We start from the raw sequence: 17490 nt of genomic DNA, 5'->3' as shown, positions 1-17490 counted from the left end.
CATCCCGTTCTATCTCCCCGGAGAACTGTTCTTTGTGGGGTGCCGCGGTTTCGGGCCGGGCGGGGTCCCCTTCACCCCGCCGGGGCGGCCCGCCGCTCATCGCGTGCGACGGGCCGCCCCGGCAGGTGCGGGGGCAGGGTGCTAACCGGCGTCGGCGCCGATGTTGGGGGTGCCGGGGATCGCGCTCTGGTAGTAGTCCACGCCCCCGTTGCCGGAGACGGCGACTCCCGAACCCGCGGCCGGGGAGCCGGACGCGAGCGTGTACGCCTGCGGGCACGGCTGCGGTCCCGCGCCGGAGGACGGCGTCCAGGCGCAGGTGCCGCCGGTGCCGGGCGAGGTGAACAGCGGGTCGCCGAAGACCGGTCCGGTCTCCACTCCCGCGGCCTGCCACGCGGCGAAGGTGCTGTAGGTGGTGCCGCCCCAGCGCCAGGCCGGGGAGCTGGCCGCGTAGTACAGGTTGTGCGACAGGGTCATGCCGGTCTGGCCGTAGACGTTGTAGTAGAACTGGCCGGGGTGACCGTACTGGTCCCTGTTGCCCATGTCGCAGATGTTGTCCGCGATCAGTGAGCCGCCGGCCCAGGTGCCCGCGCTGTAGCCGAAGTTGAAGCAGGCGCTGGCCGTGGACTTGGTGCTCTGGGCGACGTTGGTGAAGAAGGTGTTCCCGTAGACCGACAGCGCGTTCTTCGGCGCGTTGGGCACGACGGTCATCAGGCCGCCCTGGATCTTGGCCCAGTCGTCGTTCTCGGAGATGTTGTAGCGGTAGGTGTTGGGACCCCACACCTTGGAGTCGACGGTCGAGGTGTAGGCGAGCAGGCCGCTGCCGGCGTTGTGGTGGGTGTAGTTGTACTCGACCACCGAGTTCGTCGTGCCGCCGTCGAGGTCGATGCCGTCCCAGTCGCACCCGGCCGTGAACGCCGGGTACGGCTGCACGTTGTAGACCTCGTTGTACCTGATGGTGACGTTGTTCGAGGTGTACGTCTCGATGCCGCTCGCGCCGCCGCAGGAGGTCACGTTCGCGCCCACGTCGTGGATCACGTTGTGCTGGATCACCGCGCCGTCCCAGCCGTTGCCGGTGATGCCCGCACCCGTATTCTTCGCGGGCATGCCGAGGTTGTAGACCGTGTTGCCCTCGACCGTGACGTCGGTGATGTTCTCCCCGGAGCCCCAGCCGTAGATGCCGGGCCCGTCCGGTGAGGTCACGCTCGCGCCGTGCAGCTTGTTGTGACGGATCTGGACGTCGTTCAGGGGCCCGCTGTGCCCGTTGACCGCGTAGCCGAGGATCATGATCTCCCCGCCGAACGAGCTGCTGCTTCCGGCGGGTGTGGAGAATCCGGAGATGTCGGAGCCGGACACCGCCAGCCCCTGGGTGGCGGCCGTGCCGTTCTGGTTCTCCAGCAGGACGCCGGCCGCGGTCGTGGAGCTGTTGACCACTTTCAGTCCGGTCAACTGGAAGCCGCTGACGTTGTCGGCCGTCACGGCCGCCGAGTAGTCGCCGGTGCAGTTCGAGGAGAGGGTGGCCTGACCGGTGCCGTAGGAGTTCACCACGAACGGCGTGGACGCGGACGACGACGGCACGTTGACGGAGTTGAAGACCAGGCAGCCGGTGAAGGTCTGCCCGCCTTCGAAGGAGACGGAGCTTCCCTGGGGGAAGGCGGAGCCGTTGACCTTCGCGACGGTCTTCCACGCCTGGGCGGGTGACAGTCCGGTGTTGCTGTCGCTGCCGCTCGGCGAGACGTAGTACGTCGCCGTCGCGGCGTGTGCCGCGACCGTTGTGGCGGGCAGGCAGCCGAGGACGACAGGTACGATCGCGAGTGTGAGCGCCTTTGCTCTCATGGTTCTCCCTCACTGCGTGCGTATGTCGACGCACAGGCACGCAGCCGATGAATCGTGGTGGGGGCATGCCTCGGCCAACCGCGTCCGGCGTGTACCGGCGCGGTGCCGGGCAGTCCGTGTGCGCTTCCGGGCCGCGACGTTCACGGCGTCGCGGACCCCGGATCCGGCTCCACGGGACCTCGTGCGCGCTCCTTTCCGTGGGTCGAGGTGATGTGCCCGCGCGGGCGGTACGCCTCTGCGCGGAGGCTCTGGTCAGGTATCCGGATGGTCAGGCGGGCCGGAAGGCCAGGTATCGGGATGGTCGGGTATCGCTTTGGTCAGGTGATGCGGAAAGTCCGGCGCGCTTGGGTGCGCGAGCTGTTGCCGGTGTGGACGTGGATCTCGCCCGGCTCCACGGTGAAGACCCCGGCCGGGTCGTTCGTCCAGAAGCCGACGTCGTCGGCGCCGAGGGTGAAGCGGACCGCCCGCTCCTCCCCTGCGGCCAGCCGGACCCGGTCGAACCCCCGCAGGCGGCGGACCGGCTGGGCGATGGCGGCCACGGGGTCCTGGACGTAGAGCTGGACGACCTCCTCCCCTTCGCGCTCGCCGGTGTTGCGGACGCGGACGGTGACCTCGACCGTCTCGCCCGCCAGGAGTTCGCGCACCGTGATCCGCTCGCGGCTGAGCGTCGGCTCGTCGAGGGCGAAGTCGGTGTAGCTCAGGCCGTGGCCGAAGGGGAATCGCGGGCCGTCCTGGACGTCGAGGTACTTCGAGACGTACTTCTCCTCCGGCACGGCCGGGTCGTACGGGCGGCCGGTGCGCTCGTGGTTGTAGTACAGCGGGACCTGGCCCACCGTCCGCGGAAAGGTCACGGGGAGCTTGCCGCCCGGGACGACGGCCCCGGTGAGCACGTCGGCGACGGCCGGGCCCGCCTCGATGCCGGGGTGCCAGGCCATGACGACCGCCTGCACCTGGTCCGCCCAGTCCCCGATCGTCAACGGCCGCCCGCCCACGAGCACCACCACGCACGGCGTGCCCGTCGCGGCGACCGCCCTGATCAACTCCTCCTGGCGGCCGGGAAGTCCCAGGTCGCTGCGGACCGCCGCCTCTCCGCTGATCTCGGAGGGCTCACCCACCACCAGGACGACGGCGTCGGCTGCCGCGGCCGTCGCGACGGCCTCCGGAAGGCCGGAGACGTCGGAGCCGTCCGCGGGAACGCCGGGGGCGTGGGTGACAACCGCGTCCGGCAGGGCTTCGCGCAGGCTCCGCAGGACCGGGACGGCCTCGGGCGCTCCGGGCAGCGCCCACGTGCCCAGCAGATCGCCGCTGTCCGCGAACGGGCCGAGGACGGCGAGCGTCCCGATGGCGGTCGCGTCCAGCGGCAGCGCTCCGCCGTCGTTCTTCAGCAGCACCACGCAGCGGCCCGCCACCTCGCGGGCGGCGGCCCGTGCGGCGGCGCTCGGGGCGGTGATCTCGGCGGACTCCTCGACGTACGGCCGCTCGAACAGACCGAGCCGCAGCTTCAGCCGCAGGACGCGGGCCACGGCGTCGTCCAGCCGCTCCTGGCTCAACTCGCCGCGCTCCAGCAGGGCCGGGCCGTGGTCGACGAAGGTGGTGGACACCATCTCCAGGTCCACACCCGCCGACAGCGCCAGCCGCCCGGCGTCGGCCTCGTCGGCCGCGCTGCCGTGCGCGATCAGCTCCTGGACCCCCGTCCAGTCGCTGACCACGACCCCGTCGAACCCCCAGCCGTCCTTCAGAACGCCGGTCAGCGTACGGGGGTCGGCGTGCGCGGGAACACCGCTGACGGTGTTGAAGGCGGCCATGACGGTGGCCGCTCCCGCCGCGACGGCGGCCTCGAACGGCGGCAGGTAGAGGTTGCGCAGCCGCTGCTCGGAGACGTCCACCGTGTTGTAGTCGCGCCCGCCCTCGGCGCCGCCGTACGCCACGAAGTGCTTGGCGCAGGCGGCCACCCGGTCCGGCGCGGACAGGTCGTCCCCCTGGTACCCGCGCACCTTGGCCACCGCGTAGCGCGCGCCCAGATAGGGGTCCTCGCCGGGGCTCTCGGCGATCCTGCCCCACCGGGGCTCGTGGGTGACGTCCACCATCGGCGAGAACGTCCAGTGGACGCCGTTGGACCGGGCCTCGGCCGCCGAGACCTCGCCGTCGGTCCGCGTCACGGCCGGGTCGAAGGCCGCCGCCTGGGCCAGCGGAATGGGAAACGTGGTGTGGAATCCGTGGATCACGTCCAGGCCGAAGACCAGCGGAATGCCGAGCCGGGACTCCTCCACCGCGATGCGCTGAACGGCGTTGCTGTTCGCGGCGCCGACCACGTTGAGCACCGAGCCGAGCAGGCCCTTGCGCGCCGCGGCCTCGACCGCGCCGGTACTGCCCCCGCCGGGACCGGTGTTCCAGGCCCAGGCGAGCTGCTGCAACTGTCCGAACTTCTCCTCGACGGTCATCCGGCCGAGCAGGTCGGCGATACGGGTCTCGTGGTCGTCGGCGCGCGCCGGGTTCGGCATCGTGGGCTCTCCCTGGTTCATCGGTCCTCCGTCCGGGTCCTGACCGCCTCGGGCCAGGCCAGCGAAATGCCGAGGGTACGGCTCAGCAGCCTTTGGTAGTCGGCCAGTTGCGCCTGGTCGGACCGGACCTTGCGCGGCGGCAGCGCCCGGTCCAGGCAGAATCCGGCCAGAGCGCCGACGGCCTCGCCGATGGCCCACTCCACGGGGTGCAGGCGGTAGCAGCCGTTGGTGATGTGGGTGGTGCCGATGTTCTTGTTGGCGGGCAGCAGATTATCGACCCGGACCGGGATCAGCGCGCCCAGCGGGATCTGGAACGGGTAGGAGTCGATGTCGATGTAGGTCCGGCCGGTGGTGGAGGGGTGCAGGTCGATGCGGTAGCTGCCGAGGCCGACGCTGTCGTGGAAGACCTCGCTGCCCGCGCCCTCGGGCCGCGCCTGGACTCCGACGTGCTGTTCGAGGACGGTGAACTCCGCCTTGATACGGCGGGATTCGCGGATGTACGGCGTCTTGGCCAGGCCGTCCGCGGTGCCGGTGACATCGGGGCGCGGGCGCAGGCCGGGGTAGCCGGTGCCGCCGTCGGGGCGCGGGGCCTCGGTCTGGAGCCAGTGCAGGAAGGACAGCGACAGGTCGCGGCTGGCGGCGAGGGCCGCCTGCCGGGCCTCGGCGCTCACGCCGAGCAGCGGCGCCTCCCAGTAGTCGATCTGGGGCCAGTTGACGACGGTGAGGTCCGAGGCGAAGGCTCCGGGCGCGAACTGCTCGCGGGCCAGGACGCGCCGGAACTGCCACAGGTCGAAGTGCTCCCCCGCGCTCTGGTCGGCGCCCATCAGCGTCCAGGTGCGCTCTTCGAGGGTGATCGGAACGACGTCGGTGAGGGAGAGCTGCGGTCCCGGCCAGAAGGGCGCGGTGGTGGTGAGCCAGTGGTCGTAGGTGTCCGGCCGGTCGATGACGTGGTCCTCGCCCGGCCGGTGTTCCAGGGCGAAGCACCAGGACACGGCCTGCTGATCGAGGGGGTCGGCGGTGTCGGGCGCGTGGGGCTCGCCGGTCTCGTCGCGGCCCTCGGCGCCGATGACGTGTTCCACACCGGCCAGTTCCAGCAGGTCGCCGAGTTCGGTGGCGTCCGCGACGTAGGAGGCGTGGACGGTGATCCGGCGGTCGTCGTGCCGTCCGGCCAGTGTGACCGCCTCGACACGGTCGCCCTCGGTGTGCGCGGCGACGGGCTCGTACCCGGTCAGCACGGTGATCGCGCCGGAGGCCCGCCAGGGGGCCAGCATCTCCTCGATGACGGCCGCGCCCACCCGCGGTTCGTGACACATCCGGCTGACGATGCCGAGACCCGGATCGAGTCGGGGGTCCCGCGCCGCCCCGGGCGTGAGCGGGTAGTTGCGGCGGTAGTAGTCGCGCACGCGTCTGCGCAGGTCGGCGTAGCCGGGTGGGCAGGCGGGGCCTTCGATCCAGGGGTGCTCGTCGGGTGGCACGGCCTGGGCGGTGAGCTGCCCGCCGAGCCAGTCGGTGGGCTCGGTGAGCACCACCGTACGGCCGAGCCGCGCCGCCGTGAGCGCGGCCGCGACGCCGCCCAGCCCACCGCCGACCACGAGGATCTCTGTTCGTATCTCTGCCATGTGCCCAAGAACTCCTTGTCACCGGTCTCTGCCGGTCGGAACGGTCGGTTCCGGCTCGGTGGTCGTGCCGGGTGTCTTCAGGGCAGCCGTGATCGACGGACGCCGCCCGCTGTCGTGAGATGCGTGCTGTGCGGCCGCTCCTGTCAGCTCACCGCCGCGATGGTGGCGCCGGGGACCAGCGGGCACGGCACGAGGACGCTCTCGGCCCGCTTGCCGGGGTCGTCGAGCATCGCGTGCAGCTGGTCCACGGCGATCCGGCCGATCTCCTTGCGGGGGATCTCCAGCGAGGCCCACTGACCGGCGAGGTCCGCGGAAGCCCCTTCCAGTACGGCGACCGAGACGTCCTCGGGGATCTTGCGGCCCCGGCTCGCGAGGCCGTCACGCAGCGATTCCGCGAGCCGTACGCTCTCCACCACGACGGCGGTCGCGCCGCCGTCCGCCACCTCGTTCAGCCACGCCTGGTCGAGGTCGGCCGCGCCGAGGTGGCCAGGGGAGGTGTCCGTCAGCCCGAGCCGCGCGATGGCCTCGGCGTAGCCGGTGCGGCGGTCGGCGTACGGTTCCAGCTCCAGCCAGTCGCGCACGTAGCCGAACCGCCGGTGGCCGTGGTCCGCGAGGCGCTCGACGATCTGTCCGCTGGCCGACCGGTAGTCGGGGATGATCTGCGGGATCTCCGCGCCGGGCACCTCGCGGCGGCCGATGTGCACGAAGGTGTACCCCTCGTACCAGAGCCGGGCCAGCTCGCCGCGGTCGGTCGCCACACCGAGCAGGATGCTGCCGTCGGCCAGATTCAGCCGGTTCGTGCCGCCCCGGTAGATCTTGCGCTCGCCGTCGCCGCCGGCCCCGGTGGAGGTGAACAGCACCAGGTCGAAGCCGGTCTCCTCCGCGCGTTCCTCGATGCCGAGCAGGAACTCGAAGTAGAAGTCCTCGCGCGCGTGCGGGAAGACCCGCTCGAAGGTGTGCACGCCCAGCAGGTTGTTGCGCTGATTGCGCATCGCCCGGGCGGCGGGGTTGGCGACGTAGCCCAACTCCTTCACGGCGTCGAAGACCCGCCGCCGGGTCTCCTCCGAGATCCGCGCGGTCGCCGCGTCACCGCTGATCACCCGGGACACCGCCGACTGGGACACTCCGGCGAGCCGTGCCACGTCCGCCTGGTTGGGCGCCCTGCCGCGTCGTTGTCCTGTCATCACGCCCCCTGGAGTGCTTCCCGCCGGGCGGTGGTCGCCGCGGCGTGTGTCGTGTCGGCCATCACCCCGGCCCGGCCCTTGGCGTGCAGCCAGCACTTCGCCCAGTGGCCGTCGCCGAGGTCGGTGACCGGTGGGGCCTGCTCGGCGCACTCCTTCATCGCGAACGGGCAGCGGGGGTGGAAGCGGCAGCCCGCGGGCGGGTCGATCAGGCTGGGCGGCTCGCCCAGTTCGTCGGCGCCCGCGAAGAACGCCTCGCGGTCGCCGACACCGCGCTCGGGGTCGGGCGAGGACTCGATGAGCAGCTTGGTGTACGGGTGCTGGGGGGACGCGATGACGTCCTCCTTCGGTCCCGACTCCACCATCTGGCCTGCGTACATCACGGCGATCTCGTCGCACAGGTAGCGGGCGCTGGCGATGTCGTGCGTGATGTACAGCAGCGCCAGGCCGTCCTCGGCGCGCAGCCGCTGGAGCAGATTGAGCATCTCCAGCCGGATGGAGACGTCGAGCATGGAGATCGGCTCGTCCCCGAGCAGCACTTTGGGTTCCACGGCGAGCGCGCGGGCGATGACGACGCGCTGGCGCTGGCCCCCGGACAGCTCGTGCGGGAACTTCGCGGCGAATTCGGCGGCCGGGGTGAGGCTGACCTTCTCCAGCAGCAGCGTCATCCGCTGCTCGCGTTCGGCCGCGGACAGGTGCGGGTGGTGCAGCCGCAGCGCCCGGTCGAGGTTGTAGCGGACCCGGTGCATCGGGTTCAGGGAGCCGAAGGGGTCCTGGAAGATCATCTGGACCTCGGAGTGGTAGGCGCGCCGCCCCCGCCTGCTGCGGCTCACCGGCTCGCCGCGCAGCAGGATCTCGCCCCCCGTCGGCTCGTGGAAGCGGGCCAGCATCCGTGCGAGCGTGGTCTTCCCGCTGCCGCTCTCCCCCACCAGCGCCAGGATCTGACCGGGCTTCAGCCGGACCGTGGCGTCCTCGACCGCGCGGACGACGGAGGTACGGCCGAGCGCGCCGCGGGCGGTGAAGTGCTTGGAGACGTCCAGCGCCTCCAGTACATACGGCGGCGCTTCGTGCGCCGCGTCGGGCGTGCGGGCCTCTTCGTCCGCAGCGGACACGGCCTCGGTCATGTGCTTGCTCATCGGGTCTCGCCTCCGTTGTCGCCGTCGGTCTCGTTGAGCAGGCACGCCGCTTCGTGTCCCGGCCCGGGGCCCACCGGCAGCAGCAGCGGCAGCCGCTCGTCGCACCCGTCCGTCCGCCGCGCGCAGCGCGGGTGGAACGGGCAGCCCGACGGCAGTCGGCGCAGGTCGGAGGGTGTGCCGGGGATGCCGTGCAGATCGCGCAGCGGGGCGTGCAGCGGCGGGAAGGAGTCGCGCAGCCCCTGGGTGTAGGGGTGCTTGGGCGCCCCGTAGATGGCCGCGGCCTCGCCCACCTCGACGATGCGGCCCGCGTACATCACGGCGATACGGTCGGCCAGCTCCAGCAGCAGCGACAGGTCGTGGGTGACGAAGACGACGGCGAAGCCCAATTCCTTGCGCAGGCGCAGCACTTGGGCGAGGATCTGCCGCTGCATGACCACGTCGACGGCGGTCGTGGGCTCGTCCATCACCACCAGTTCCGGCCCGCAGGCCAGGGCCAGGGCGATGGCGGCGCGCTGGCGCATTCCGCCGGACAACTGGTGCGGGTAGTCGCGGATCCGGTCCGCGGAGATGCCGACCAGGCCGAGCAGTTCGGCCGCCCGCGCCCAGGCGGCCCGCTTGTTCAGCGCGCGGTCGTGGGCGCGCAGGACGTCGGCGAACTGGGCGCCGATGCGCATCACCGGGTTCAGCGCGTCCATCGCGGACTGGAGCACGATGGACAGGGCCGTCCACCGGTAGCGGCGCATCTGCTTGCCGTCGAGCGCGGCGAGGTCGACCGGTGGCGCGCCGTCCCTGCCGTGGAAGAGGATCTCGCCCGCGGTGGTGACGGCCGGCGGGCGCTGGAGCCGGGTCAGGGCGGTGATCAGCGTGGATTTCCCCGAGCCGGACTCTCCGGCGACGCCGAGGATCTCCCCTCGGCGCAGGGTGAAGGAGATGTCGGAGCAGGCGCGCACCGGATCGGCTCCGGTGGCGTATTCGACGGTCAGGCCGCGGACTTCGAGGACGGTCTGTTCCGCGGGGATCAGCGGCCGGTGCTTCGGCTCTGTGTGGACGGTCATCAGGCCGCGCCTCCCGTCCGCGCCAGTTGCCTGGTGCGCCGGGCGGACACCGGTCGGGCGACGCGCAGTTTGGGGTTGGCCAGTTCGTCGATGCCGAAGTTGACCAGCGCCGCCGCGGTGCCGATCAGGGCGATGCACAGGCCGGGCGGCACGAACCACCACCACAGGCCGCGCAGGACCGCGCTCTGCTGCTGCGCTCCCTGGATCATCGTCCCCCAACTGATCGACGAGGAGTCGGAGATGCCGAGGAAGGCCAGTCCCGCCTCGGCCATGACGGCGCCGATCATCGCGTGCAGGAACATCGACGCGATGAGGCCGGTCAGGTGCGGCAGCACTTCGGCGAAGACCAGTCGGCGACCGCGCTCGCCGAGCATCCGCATGGCCCGTACGAAGTCGCGGTTGGCGATGCTCATGGCCTGGGCGCGCAGCGTGCGCGCGCCGCCCGACCAGCCGAAGAAGCCGATGATCAGGGCGATCGTGGTGAGCCCTGTGCCCTGGAGGTAACCGGCCACGATCATGATGAGCGGCAGCGTCGGCATGACGAGGAAGAGATTCGTCAGGAAGTTCAGGGCGCCGTCGATCTTGCCGCCGTAGAACCCGGCCGGTACGCCGACCAGGATCGCGATCGCCGTGCCGACCACCGCGCCGAGCACGCCGACGTACATCGAGCCGCGGGCACCGGCCACGACCTGGGCGAGCATGTCCTGCCCGTACTGGTTGGTGCCCAGCGGATGTCCGCCGCCGGGCGACCGGGAGATGGCGGTGGTGTCGTTGGCGCGCGGGTCCAGGCCGAGCAGGCTGTGCGTCAGCCAGGGGCCGAACACGGCGAGCAGGAGGAAGAGGACGAGGATGCCCAGGCCGATGCGGACTTTCCAACCGCGGAGGAAGAGGGTACGCACGGCCGGTCACCCCCCTTCTCTGATGCGCGGGTCGAGCAGCACGTACACGGAGTCCGCCAGGAGGTTGGCCAGCAGCACGGTGAGGGTGATGAGGAAGAACACGCCCTGCATCACCGGGTAGTCGCGCTGTTGGAGAGAGGTGTAGAGCAGATAGCCGATGCCCGGGTAGTTGAAGACGACCTCGGTGAGCAGGGCGCCGCCGACGACGTGGCCGAGTGCGAGGGTGAAGCCGGTGAAGTTCGGCAGGACCGCGTTGCGGGCGGCGTAGCGGAGCATGACCCGGCGGCCGGACAGGCCCTTGGCCTGGGCGAGCAGGACGTAGTCCTCGCGGACCGTGGTGACGGTCATGTTGCGCATGCCCAGCAGCCAGCCGCCGAAGGCCGAGAAGACGATGGTCGCCGCCGGGAGCACTCCGTAGTGCAGCACGCTCAGGACGAACGACGGCGAGAAGCCGATCGTCAGGTCGGCGTCGTATCCGCCGGCCAGCGGGAACCAGTCGAGTTGGAAGGCGAAGAGCCACAGGCCGATCAGCGCCATCCAGAAGTAGGGGACCGCCGAGACGAAGGTGGTCAGCGGGCTGACGATCGTGTCGAACCGGCTGCCCGCCTTCCAGCCCGCCATCGCGCCGATGCCGGTGCCCAGGACGAACGCGATCACGGTGGTGACGCCGACCAGCAGCATCGTCCAGGGCAGGCCCTGCCGGAGCAGGCTGGTGACCGGGGTGGGGTAGTTGCTGATCGAGACGCCCAGATCGAGGTGCGCCAACTGACTGAGGTAGTCCAGGTATTGGCGGCCGATACCGGCATTCGGATTGCCGAACACCTTCTGGATGGACTCCATGGCGCTCGGCGACATCTGCTGACCGCTGACGGTCTGGAGCTTCTCGACGATCGCGGCCGACGGATCGCCGGGCATCATCCGGGGCAGGAAGAAGTTCAGGGTGATCGCCGACCAGGTGGCTGCCAGGTAGAAGCCCAGTCGGCGCAGCAGGAATCCCCAGCGGCGCGGAATCCGGAACCGGCCGGCCGCCGGTACGGCGGAGGCGGCGATCGCGGTCACGCGGTGGCCTGCTTCAAGTTGAGCAGGGTGAGGGTGGCGTCCGGACCGTTGCCGGGGAAGGGCACGTAGGAGAAGTGCTCGGGGGTGGGCCAGCCGCTCCAGCGCTTGGCGTTGATCAGGACGAACCAGTAGCTGTTGTAGATCGGGCTGTACGGCACCTGCTCGGCGACGATCCGTTGCAGCTTCTCGCCCGCGCTCTTGGTGACGGCCGGGTCGGCCGACGACAGCAGGTCGGTGATCGCGGCGTCGGTCGGCGCGTCCTTCCACCGGCCGAAGTTGGTGGCGGCCGTCTGCCCGAGCGGCCGCGACGCCCGGCTGCTCAGGGCGCTGTAGACACCGGCGACGCCCGCTCCGCCCGAGGTGCTGATGGTGAGGTCGAACTCGCCGGTCTGCTGCTGCTCGTAGAGGTTGGCGCCGGGCGCGCCGACCGACTTGACCTTGATCCCCAGGTGCTCCTGCCAACCGCGGACCATCATGTTCGCGTAGGGGTCCCACCCGAAGTCCTGGTTGAACGAGAGCTTCGGAGCGTAGGACTTGCCGTCCTTGACGAGCTTGCCGCCCTTGACCTCGTAGCCGCTGAGGGCGAGTTCCCTCTTGGCCGCCTCGGCGTCGACCTGCTGCACCTTGCCCCGGTACTCGGGCAGGATGACGTCCCCGTAGATCTGGTCCACCAGCCCTGTCGGGCCCGCCTCGGTGCCGGGGCGCTCCAGGGTGGTGACGATGTCCTTGCGGGGAATCGTCATCGCCAGCGCCCGCCGTACGTGGACGTTGTCGAAGGGCGCCTTCGCGGTGTTGTAGAAGAGGGAGTAGGCGCCGCCGGTCGCGTACTTCTGGTAGAGGTTGTGCCGGGGATCCTTGGCGGTGTATTCCTGCTCGCCGTTGCCCCAGGCCGCCAGCGCCCAGTCCACGTCGCCGCGCACCAACTGCGCGCGCAGGGCGTCTCCGTTGGTCGGAATGATCTTGATCTGCTTCACGGCGAACCGGCCGCCCCAGTAGTCGGTCCGCGCGCGCAGGGTGATCTGCTGGGGCGCGAACCGGTCCAGGGTGAAGGGGCCGGTGCCGACCGGGTCCGGGTTGGACCAGCTCTTGATGTTCTTGCCCTGCCAGATGTGCGCGGGCACCACCGGGACCTGGATGGAGGCGAGTTGGCTCAGCTCGCTGAAGGCGGCATGCGGCCAGTGCACCGTGACGGTCGAGGAGTCCACCTTGGCGACGCGGTCGTACGTGGTGCCGCCGAGGTTGAAACTGGGGTCCTTCAGCGGGAGGTCCAGCGAGAAGAGCACGTCGTCGGCGGTCATGGGCTTGCCGTCGGAGAAGGTCACGTCCTCGCGCAGCTTCACGGTGAGCGTGGTGCCCGTCGGGTCGAACTCCAGGCTCTTGGCCAGCCAGGGCTTGACCTTCGCGCCGTCGCTGTAGTCGACCCGCGCCAACGGCTCATAGATCATCTCGGCGTTGGGCGACTTCTGGATGGCGGGGCCGAAGACGTTGTAGTTGCGGATGAAGGTCGTCCCGCCGTCGGTCTTCCCGAAGACCAGCACGCCCGAGCCCTTGCCCGCACCGCCCGTGGCGGCCGTACCGCTCTTGCAAGCGCTCGCCCCCAGCGGTATGGCGAGGGCCGCCCCGGCGGCGCGAGCGATAAAAGCTCTTCTGGTGGGCATGGCTGACTCCTGCTCCTCGTGAGTGGCGATACAGCGCACAAAAGGGGGTGCACATACGTATGAGCACGAGTGGCTGAGCTGTCATGGCCTCTGCTTCTACGTATGATCCGGAAACGTACGCACGTTGCCGGGAGGGGTCAAGACGGTGACGGGAAGATTTTCCAGCCACCTCAACGGCGCCTGGGACACGGCGGAACGGCTCCCCGGGACGTCACCCGGGGCCCTCCCGGCCACCGTCCCGTACGGCCGGCGGGCGCGCCGGGGATGACCGCCGACGGGCGTTGACACCCCTGGGTGATCGCTCTAAGTTGGCGCACCGGCCGACGCACTTCACCGGCGCCTGACGTCATGGCCAGGCAGCGCCGGCCGCGCGTTCACTCGCGTTCGGCGCCCGGGCACGACGTGCGCCGCGCGTTTTCACGACGCTTTCCCCGGCGCCTTTCGCATTCCCTTCCAGGTGCCTCGTCCGTTCGCCGCCGGGCGCATTCGCCGCTCAATGCTGAGGGACGGGGCACCCGGTACGCCCCTGACCCGAGCGGGGCCGGACCGGTGCCTCCACCGGCCCCGTTCGCCCACCGAGCCCGCGCGCACCGTCACGCGTCCTCGCTCTCGTCCCCGTTCTCGTCGTTTCTCTCGTCCTCACTCGTCCTCGCATTCCCCACCCCTTTTCGTATTCCAGGATTCAGGAGCCCGCGCATGTCGCGACCCGACCGGCAGCATTCCGTCTGGGGCCGTGTTCCGCGCCCCGCGTACGGCGCCGACTACAACCCCGAGCAGTGGGACGCGGCGACGTGGAAGGACGACGTCCGCCTGATGCGCGAGGCGGGGGTCAATCTGGTCTCGCTCGGCGTCTTCGCCTGGTCCTGGATCGAGCCCCGGCGGGACGCCTTCGACTTCTCCGGCCTCGACGAGGCCGTCGAGCTGCTGCACGCGTCGGGCATCGCCGTCGACCTGGCCACGCCGACGGCCGCTCCGCCCCTGTGGTTCTCGCACGCCCACCCGGAGTCGCTGCCCGTGACCGCCGACGGACGGCGGCTGGCACCCGGCTCGCGGCAGGCGTACTGCCCGTCGTCACCGCTCTACCGGGAGCGCGCCGCGACCGTCACCCGCCGCCTCGCCGAGCGCTACGGCGACCATCCCGCGGTGGTGATGTGGCACGTCAACAACGAGTACGCCAACGGCAACGCGCACTGCTGGTGCGAGACCTCCGCGACGGCGTTCCGCACCTGGCTGCGCACCACGTACGGCGACGACCTGGACGCCCTCAACGACCGCTGGGGCACCGGCGTCTGGGGCATGACCTACAGCGACTGGAGCCAGGTGACCCCGCCGCGCACCAGCACCAGCCGCCTCCCGCCCGCCCTGTGGCTGGACTTCTACCGGTTCAGCGACGCCGAGCACCTGGCCTGCTTCCGGGCCGAGCGCGACATCGTGCGCGCCCACTCCCCCGGCCGTCCGGTCACCACCAACTTCATGGCGAGCGCGCTGCGTTGGAGCGACTACTGGCGCTGGGCGCGGGAGGTCGACATCGTCTCCAACGACCACTACCTCGGGTCCGAGGATCCGCACCGCGCCGCCGAGCTCGCGTTCGCCGCCGACCTCACCCGCGGGCTGGCCGGCGGGCGGCCCTGGCTGCTCATGGAGCACTCCACCTCCGGGGTGCAGTGGCAGCCCCGCAACATCGCCAAAGTCCCGGGCGAGATGGCCCGCAACACCCTGACGCACCTCGCCCGCGGCGCCGACGGAACGCTGTTCTTCCAGTGGCGGCAGTCCGCGTACGGCCCGGAGAAATGGCACTCGGCGATGCTCCCGCACGGCGGCGAGGACACCCGGGTCCGGCGGGAGGCCAGCGCCCTCGGCAACGCCGTGTCGCGTCTGGCCGACGTCGCCGAGAGCACCTGCCCGCAGGCCCCGATCGCGCTGCTCCTGGACTACGAGGCGATGTGGGCCCTGGAGCTGCCCGACCGGCCGAGCTCGGACCTGACCTGCGGAGACGCGCTCCGCACCTGGCACCGCGCGCTGTGGACCGCCGGTCTGGCCTGCGACATCGTCCCCGCCCCCGGTGCGCACCGGCTTCTGCTCGTGCCCTCGCTGTACGCGCTGTCCGCTTCGACGGCGCGCGCCCTGGAGGCGTACGTCGAAGGCGGCGGCCACCTGGTCGTCGGTCCCTTCAGCGGCGTGGTGGACCCCGACGACCGTGTCCATCCCGGGCCGTACCCCGGAGCGCTCCGCGATCTGCTCGGCCTGACCGTGGACGAGTACCTGCCGCTCACGGCCGGAGCCACCGTCGCCCTGGACGACGGCTCGACCGGGAACGTATGGGCCGAGCGGGTCGTCCCGGACGCCGGGACCGAGGTGGAGTGCCGCTTCGCCGACGGGCCCGCGGCCGGTGGCCCGGCGGTCCTGCGCCGCGGAAACGTCCGCTATCTCGCCACCCGCCCCGACGTCCCGTCCCTCCTGCGCCTGCTTCCCCGGTGGGCCGCGCAGGCCGGTTGCGCGCCCGCGCCCCGGGGGGCCGGCGACGGCGTGGAGGTCATCCGCAGAAGCGGGCCTTCCGGGGAGCGGTCCTGGCTCTTCGTCGTCAACCACACCGAGGCGACCGCGCATGTGGCCGCCACGGGGACCGACCTCCTGTCCGGCGCCCGCGTGCCGGGAGTCGTCGCCGTTCCGGCGGGCGAGGTGGCGGTGGTGGAGGAAGGCGGTACGGGTCCTCGCTGACGTGTCCCCTTGCCACGAGGTGCCGCGAGGTGCGGCGAGTCGCCGCGAGTCAGGTCCGAGCGGTCCGCGGCGGTCGAGGCCCGGGCCTGCCGTGTCACCCTCTCGCGGCGGGCATGGGCTGAGGTCAGCGGACGGGGCTGAGGTCAGCGGACGGCGGGTGGCCCCGCTTCACCGAGGTGCTCGTGCGCCAGGCGGACGGCCATGGCGCCCTCACCGACGGCGGAGGCGACCCGTTTGACCGAGCCGCTGCGGACGTCGCCAACGGCGAAGACGCCCGGCAGACCCGTCTCCAGGGCGAGCGGGGCGCGGGCGAGGGGATTCCAGAGGTCCGCTGTCAGGTGGACCACGTCCTGCCCGGTGGGAATGAAGCCGCGCCGGTCCAGGGTGACGGCGTCGGCGAGCCAGGACGTGGCGGGGCGCGCGCCGATGAACACGAACAGGGCGCGGACCGCCAGCGTCTGCTGCTCGCGGGTGCGGTTGTCCTCGACGACGAGGGATTCGACCCGGTCCTCGCCGGTCACCTCCCGGACTTCGGTATGCGGCCGGACATGAATCCGCGAGTGCCGCTCGATCCGGTCGATCAGGTAGCGGGACATGCTGTGTTCCAGGTCGTCGCCGCGGACCAGAAGGTGGACGGCGGGCGACTCGCGTGCCATGAACAGGGCCGCCTGACCGGCGGAGTTGCCGCCGCCGACGACGGCCACCGGATCGAGACGACAGGTCCGTGCCTCCCAGACGGTGGCGACGTAGTGCACCCCGAGTCCTCTGAACCGCTCGACGCCGGGGGCGGTCAGCCGCCGGTAGCGCGCGCCGGTGGCCACCACGATGTTGGCGGCGGTGACCGTGCCGCCGTCGGCGAGCCGCACCACGCTGTTCCCGCCGCGCTGTTCGAGGCCGGCGGCCTCGGCGGGGACGTCGATCCGGGCGCCGAACCGGTTGGCCTGTACGACGGCGCGTTCGGCGAGCTCCATGCCGGAGATCCCGGCGGGGAAACCGAGGTAGTTCTCGATCCGGGAGGAGGTGCCGGCCTGGCCGCCGGTCGCCACGGCGTCCAGCACGACGGTGGAGAGTCCCTCGGAGGCGCCGTACACCGCGGCGGCCAGGCCACCGGGTCCCGCGCCGACCACCACCAGGTCGCAGACGGCCTCCGCGGCGGTCCCGGCGCGCAGCCCGATGACCCGGGCGAGCGCGGCGTTGGAGGGATTGCGCAGCACCCGGTGGTCGTTCCAGACGACGATCGGGGTCTCCTGCGGAGCGATCCCCAGGCGCGTGAGCAGCGCCTCGGCCTCGGTGTCCTTCTCCAGATCGAACCAGCGGTGCGGGAGGCGGTTGCGGGCGGCGAACTCCAGCAGCCGCCGGGTGTCGGAGGAGAAGGCGGAGCCGATGATGCGGAAGCCCGTGCCCGCGCCGGCCAGCATCGTACGGCGCAGCAGGTAGGCGCGCAGGATCACGTCGCCGAGCACGGGTTCGCGGCTGAGCAGATCGCGCAGGGCCGCCGAGCCCACCGCCAGGACCTCGCCCGGTGTTCTCACCACCGCGCTGAGGAAGGCGGTCTGGCCCTCCAGCACGCCGAGTTCGCCGAGGAAGCTGTGCGGACCGTGCACCTGGACGACGTGCTCCTGGTCGCCTTGGCCTTCGACCACGGCCACCGTGCCGCTGAGGACGACGAAGAACTGTTCAGTGCGTTCGCCCGCCCGGAAGAGGTGTTCCCCCTCCCTGACCTGCCGCACCTGTCCGGCGGGGTCCAGGAGCGCGATCTGGTCGTCCGTCAGCCGCGGGTAGGCGTCGTGAACGTCGGCGGTCGGGGTCAGGGGCGGCATCACGACGGTTC

Annotated in this window: 11 protein-coding genes; 1 reads left to right on the top strand and 10 read right to left on the bottom strand. The window is 71.3% G+C overall.

The annotated features are described in order from the left end of the window. Positions 1 to 141: 141 nt before the first annotated feature. The 9 genes from ACZ37P_RS26655 to ACZ37P_RS26615 form a co-directional block, all read right to left on the bottom strand. Entirely contained in the window at positions 142 to 1833 is a 1692-nt protein-coding gene (locus ACZ37P_RS26655; protein ID WP_467348967.1) for a right-handed parallel beta-helix repeat-containing protein, read from the bottom strand. Positions 1834 to 2150: 317 nt separating this feature from the next. Continuing rightward, positions 2151 to 4355 carry a glycoside hydrolase family 3 N-terminal domain-containing protein gene (locus ACZ37P_RS26650; RefSeq protein ID WP_467348965.1) on the bottom strand — a complete coding sequence of 735 codons (2205 nt, stop codon included), beginning with the start codon at positions 4353 to 4355 and terminating at the stop codon, positions 2151 to 2153. Further along, entirely contained in the window at positions 4352 to 5953 is a 1602-nt protein-coding gene (locus ACZ37P_RS26645; RefSeq protein WP_401306928.1) for an FAD-dependent oxidoreductase, read from the bottom strand. The genes ACZ37P_RS26650 and ACZ37P_RS26645 overlap by 4 nt, the downstream gene beginning before the upstream one ends. A gap of 143 nt (positions 5954 to 6096) precedes the next feature. After that, positions 6097 to 7137, bottom strand: coding sequence for a LacI family DNA-binding transcriptional regulator (locus tag ACZ37P_RS26640; RefSeq protein ID WP_467348963.1), 1041 nt, complete (start codon positions 7135 to 7137; stop codon positions 6097 to 6099). Further along, the gene (locus tag ACZ37P_RS26635; protein ID WP_467348961.1) at positions 7137 to 8270 is read right to left on the bottom strand and encodes an ABC transporter ATP-binding protein; all 1134 of its coding nucleotides are present in this window, start codon (positions 8268 to 8270) and stop codon (positions 7137 to 7139) included. The genes ACZ37P_RS26640 and ACZ37P_RS26635 overlap by 1 nt, the downstream gene beginning before the upstream one ends. Continuing rightward, positions 8267 to 9325 carry an ABC transporter ATP-binding protein gene (locus tag ACZ37P_RS26630; protein ID WP_467348959.1) on the bottom strand — a complete coding sequence of 353 codons (1059 nt, stop codon included), beginning with the start codon at positions 9323 to 9325 and terminating at the stop codon, positions 8267 to 8269. The genes ACZ37P_RS26635 and ACZ37P_RS26630 overlap by 4 nt, the downstream gene beginning before the upstream one ends. Next, positions 9325 to 10224, bottom strand: a complete 900-nt coding sequence (locus ACZ37P_RS26625; protein WP_355332771.1) for an ABC transporter permease — start codon at positions 10222 to 10224, stop codon at positions 9325 to 9327. The genes ACZ37P_RS26630 and ACZ37P_RS26625 overlap by 1 nt, the downstream gene beginning before the upstream one ends. A gap of 6 nt (positions 10225 to 10230) precedes the next feature. Beyond that, positions 10231 to 11274: an ABC transporter permease gene (locus tag ACZ37P_RS26620; protein WP_391161381.1), complete on the bottom strand. Its 1044-nt coding sequence runs from the start codon at positions 11272 to 11274 to the stop codon at positions 10231 to 10233. Between the two features lie 5 nt (positions 11275 to 11279). Beyond that, complete coding sequence (locus ACZ37P_RS26615; RefSeq protein WP_467348958.1) at positions 11280 to 12941, bottom strand: ABC transporter substrate-binding protein; 1662 nt, start codon at positions 12939 to 12941, stop codon at positions 11280 to 11282. A 696-nt stretch (positions 12942 to 13637) separates the two neighbouring features. Here ACZ37P_RS26615 and ACZ37P_RS26610 point away from each other — a divergent pair. Continuing rightward, the gene (locus ACZ37P_RS26610; RefSeq protein ID WP_467348956.1) at positions 13638 to 15659 is read left to right on the top strand and encodes a beta-galactosidase; all 2022 of its coding nucleotides are present in this window, start codon (positions 13638 to 13640) and stop codon (positions 15657 to 15659) included. 143 nt (positions 15660 to 15802) lie between these two features. On the opposite strand, the gene ACZ37P_RS26605 is transcribed toward ACZ37P_RS26610, so the two are convergent. Then, positions 15803 to 17479: an FAD-dependent oxidoreductase gene (locus ACZ37P_RS26605; protein ID WP_467348981.1), complete on the bottom strand. Its 1677-nt coding sequence runs from the start codon at positions 17477 to 17479 to the stop codon at positions 15803 to 15805. Positions 17480 to 17490 lie beyond the last annotated feature (11 nt).

Source organism: Streptomyces sp. NPDC024632 (genome assembly GCF_055559175.1).
The sequence above is the reverse complement of the archived record's forward strand: the minus strand, read 5'-3'. Positions and strand labels throughout refer to the sequence as shown.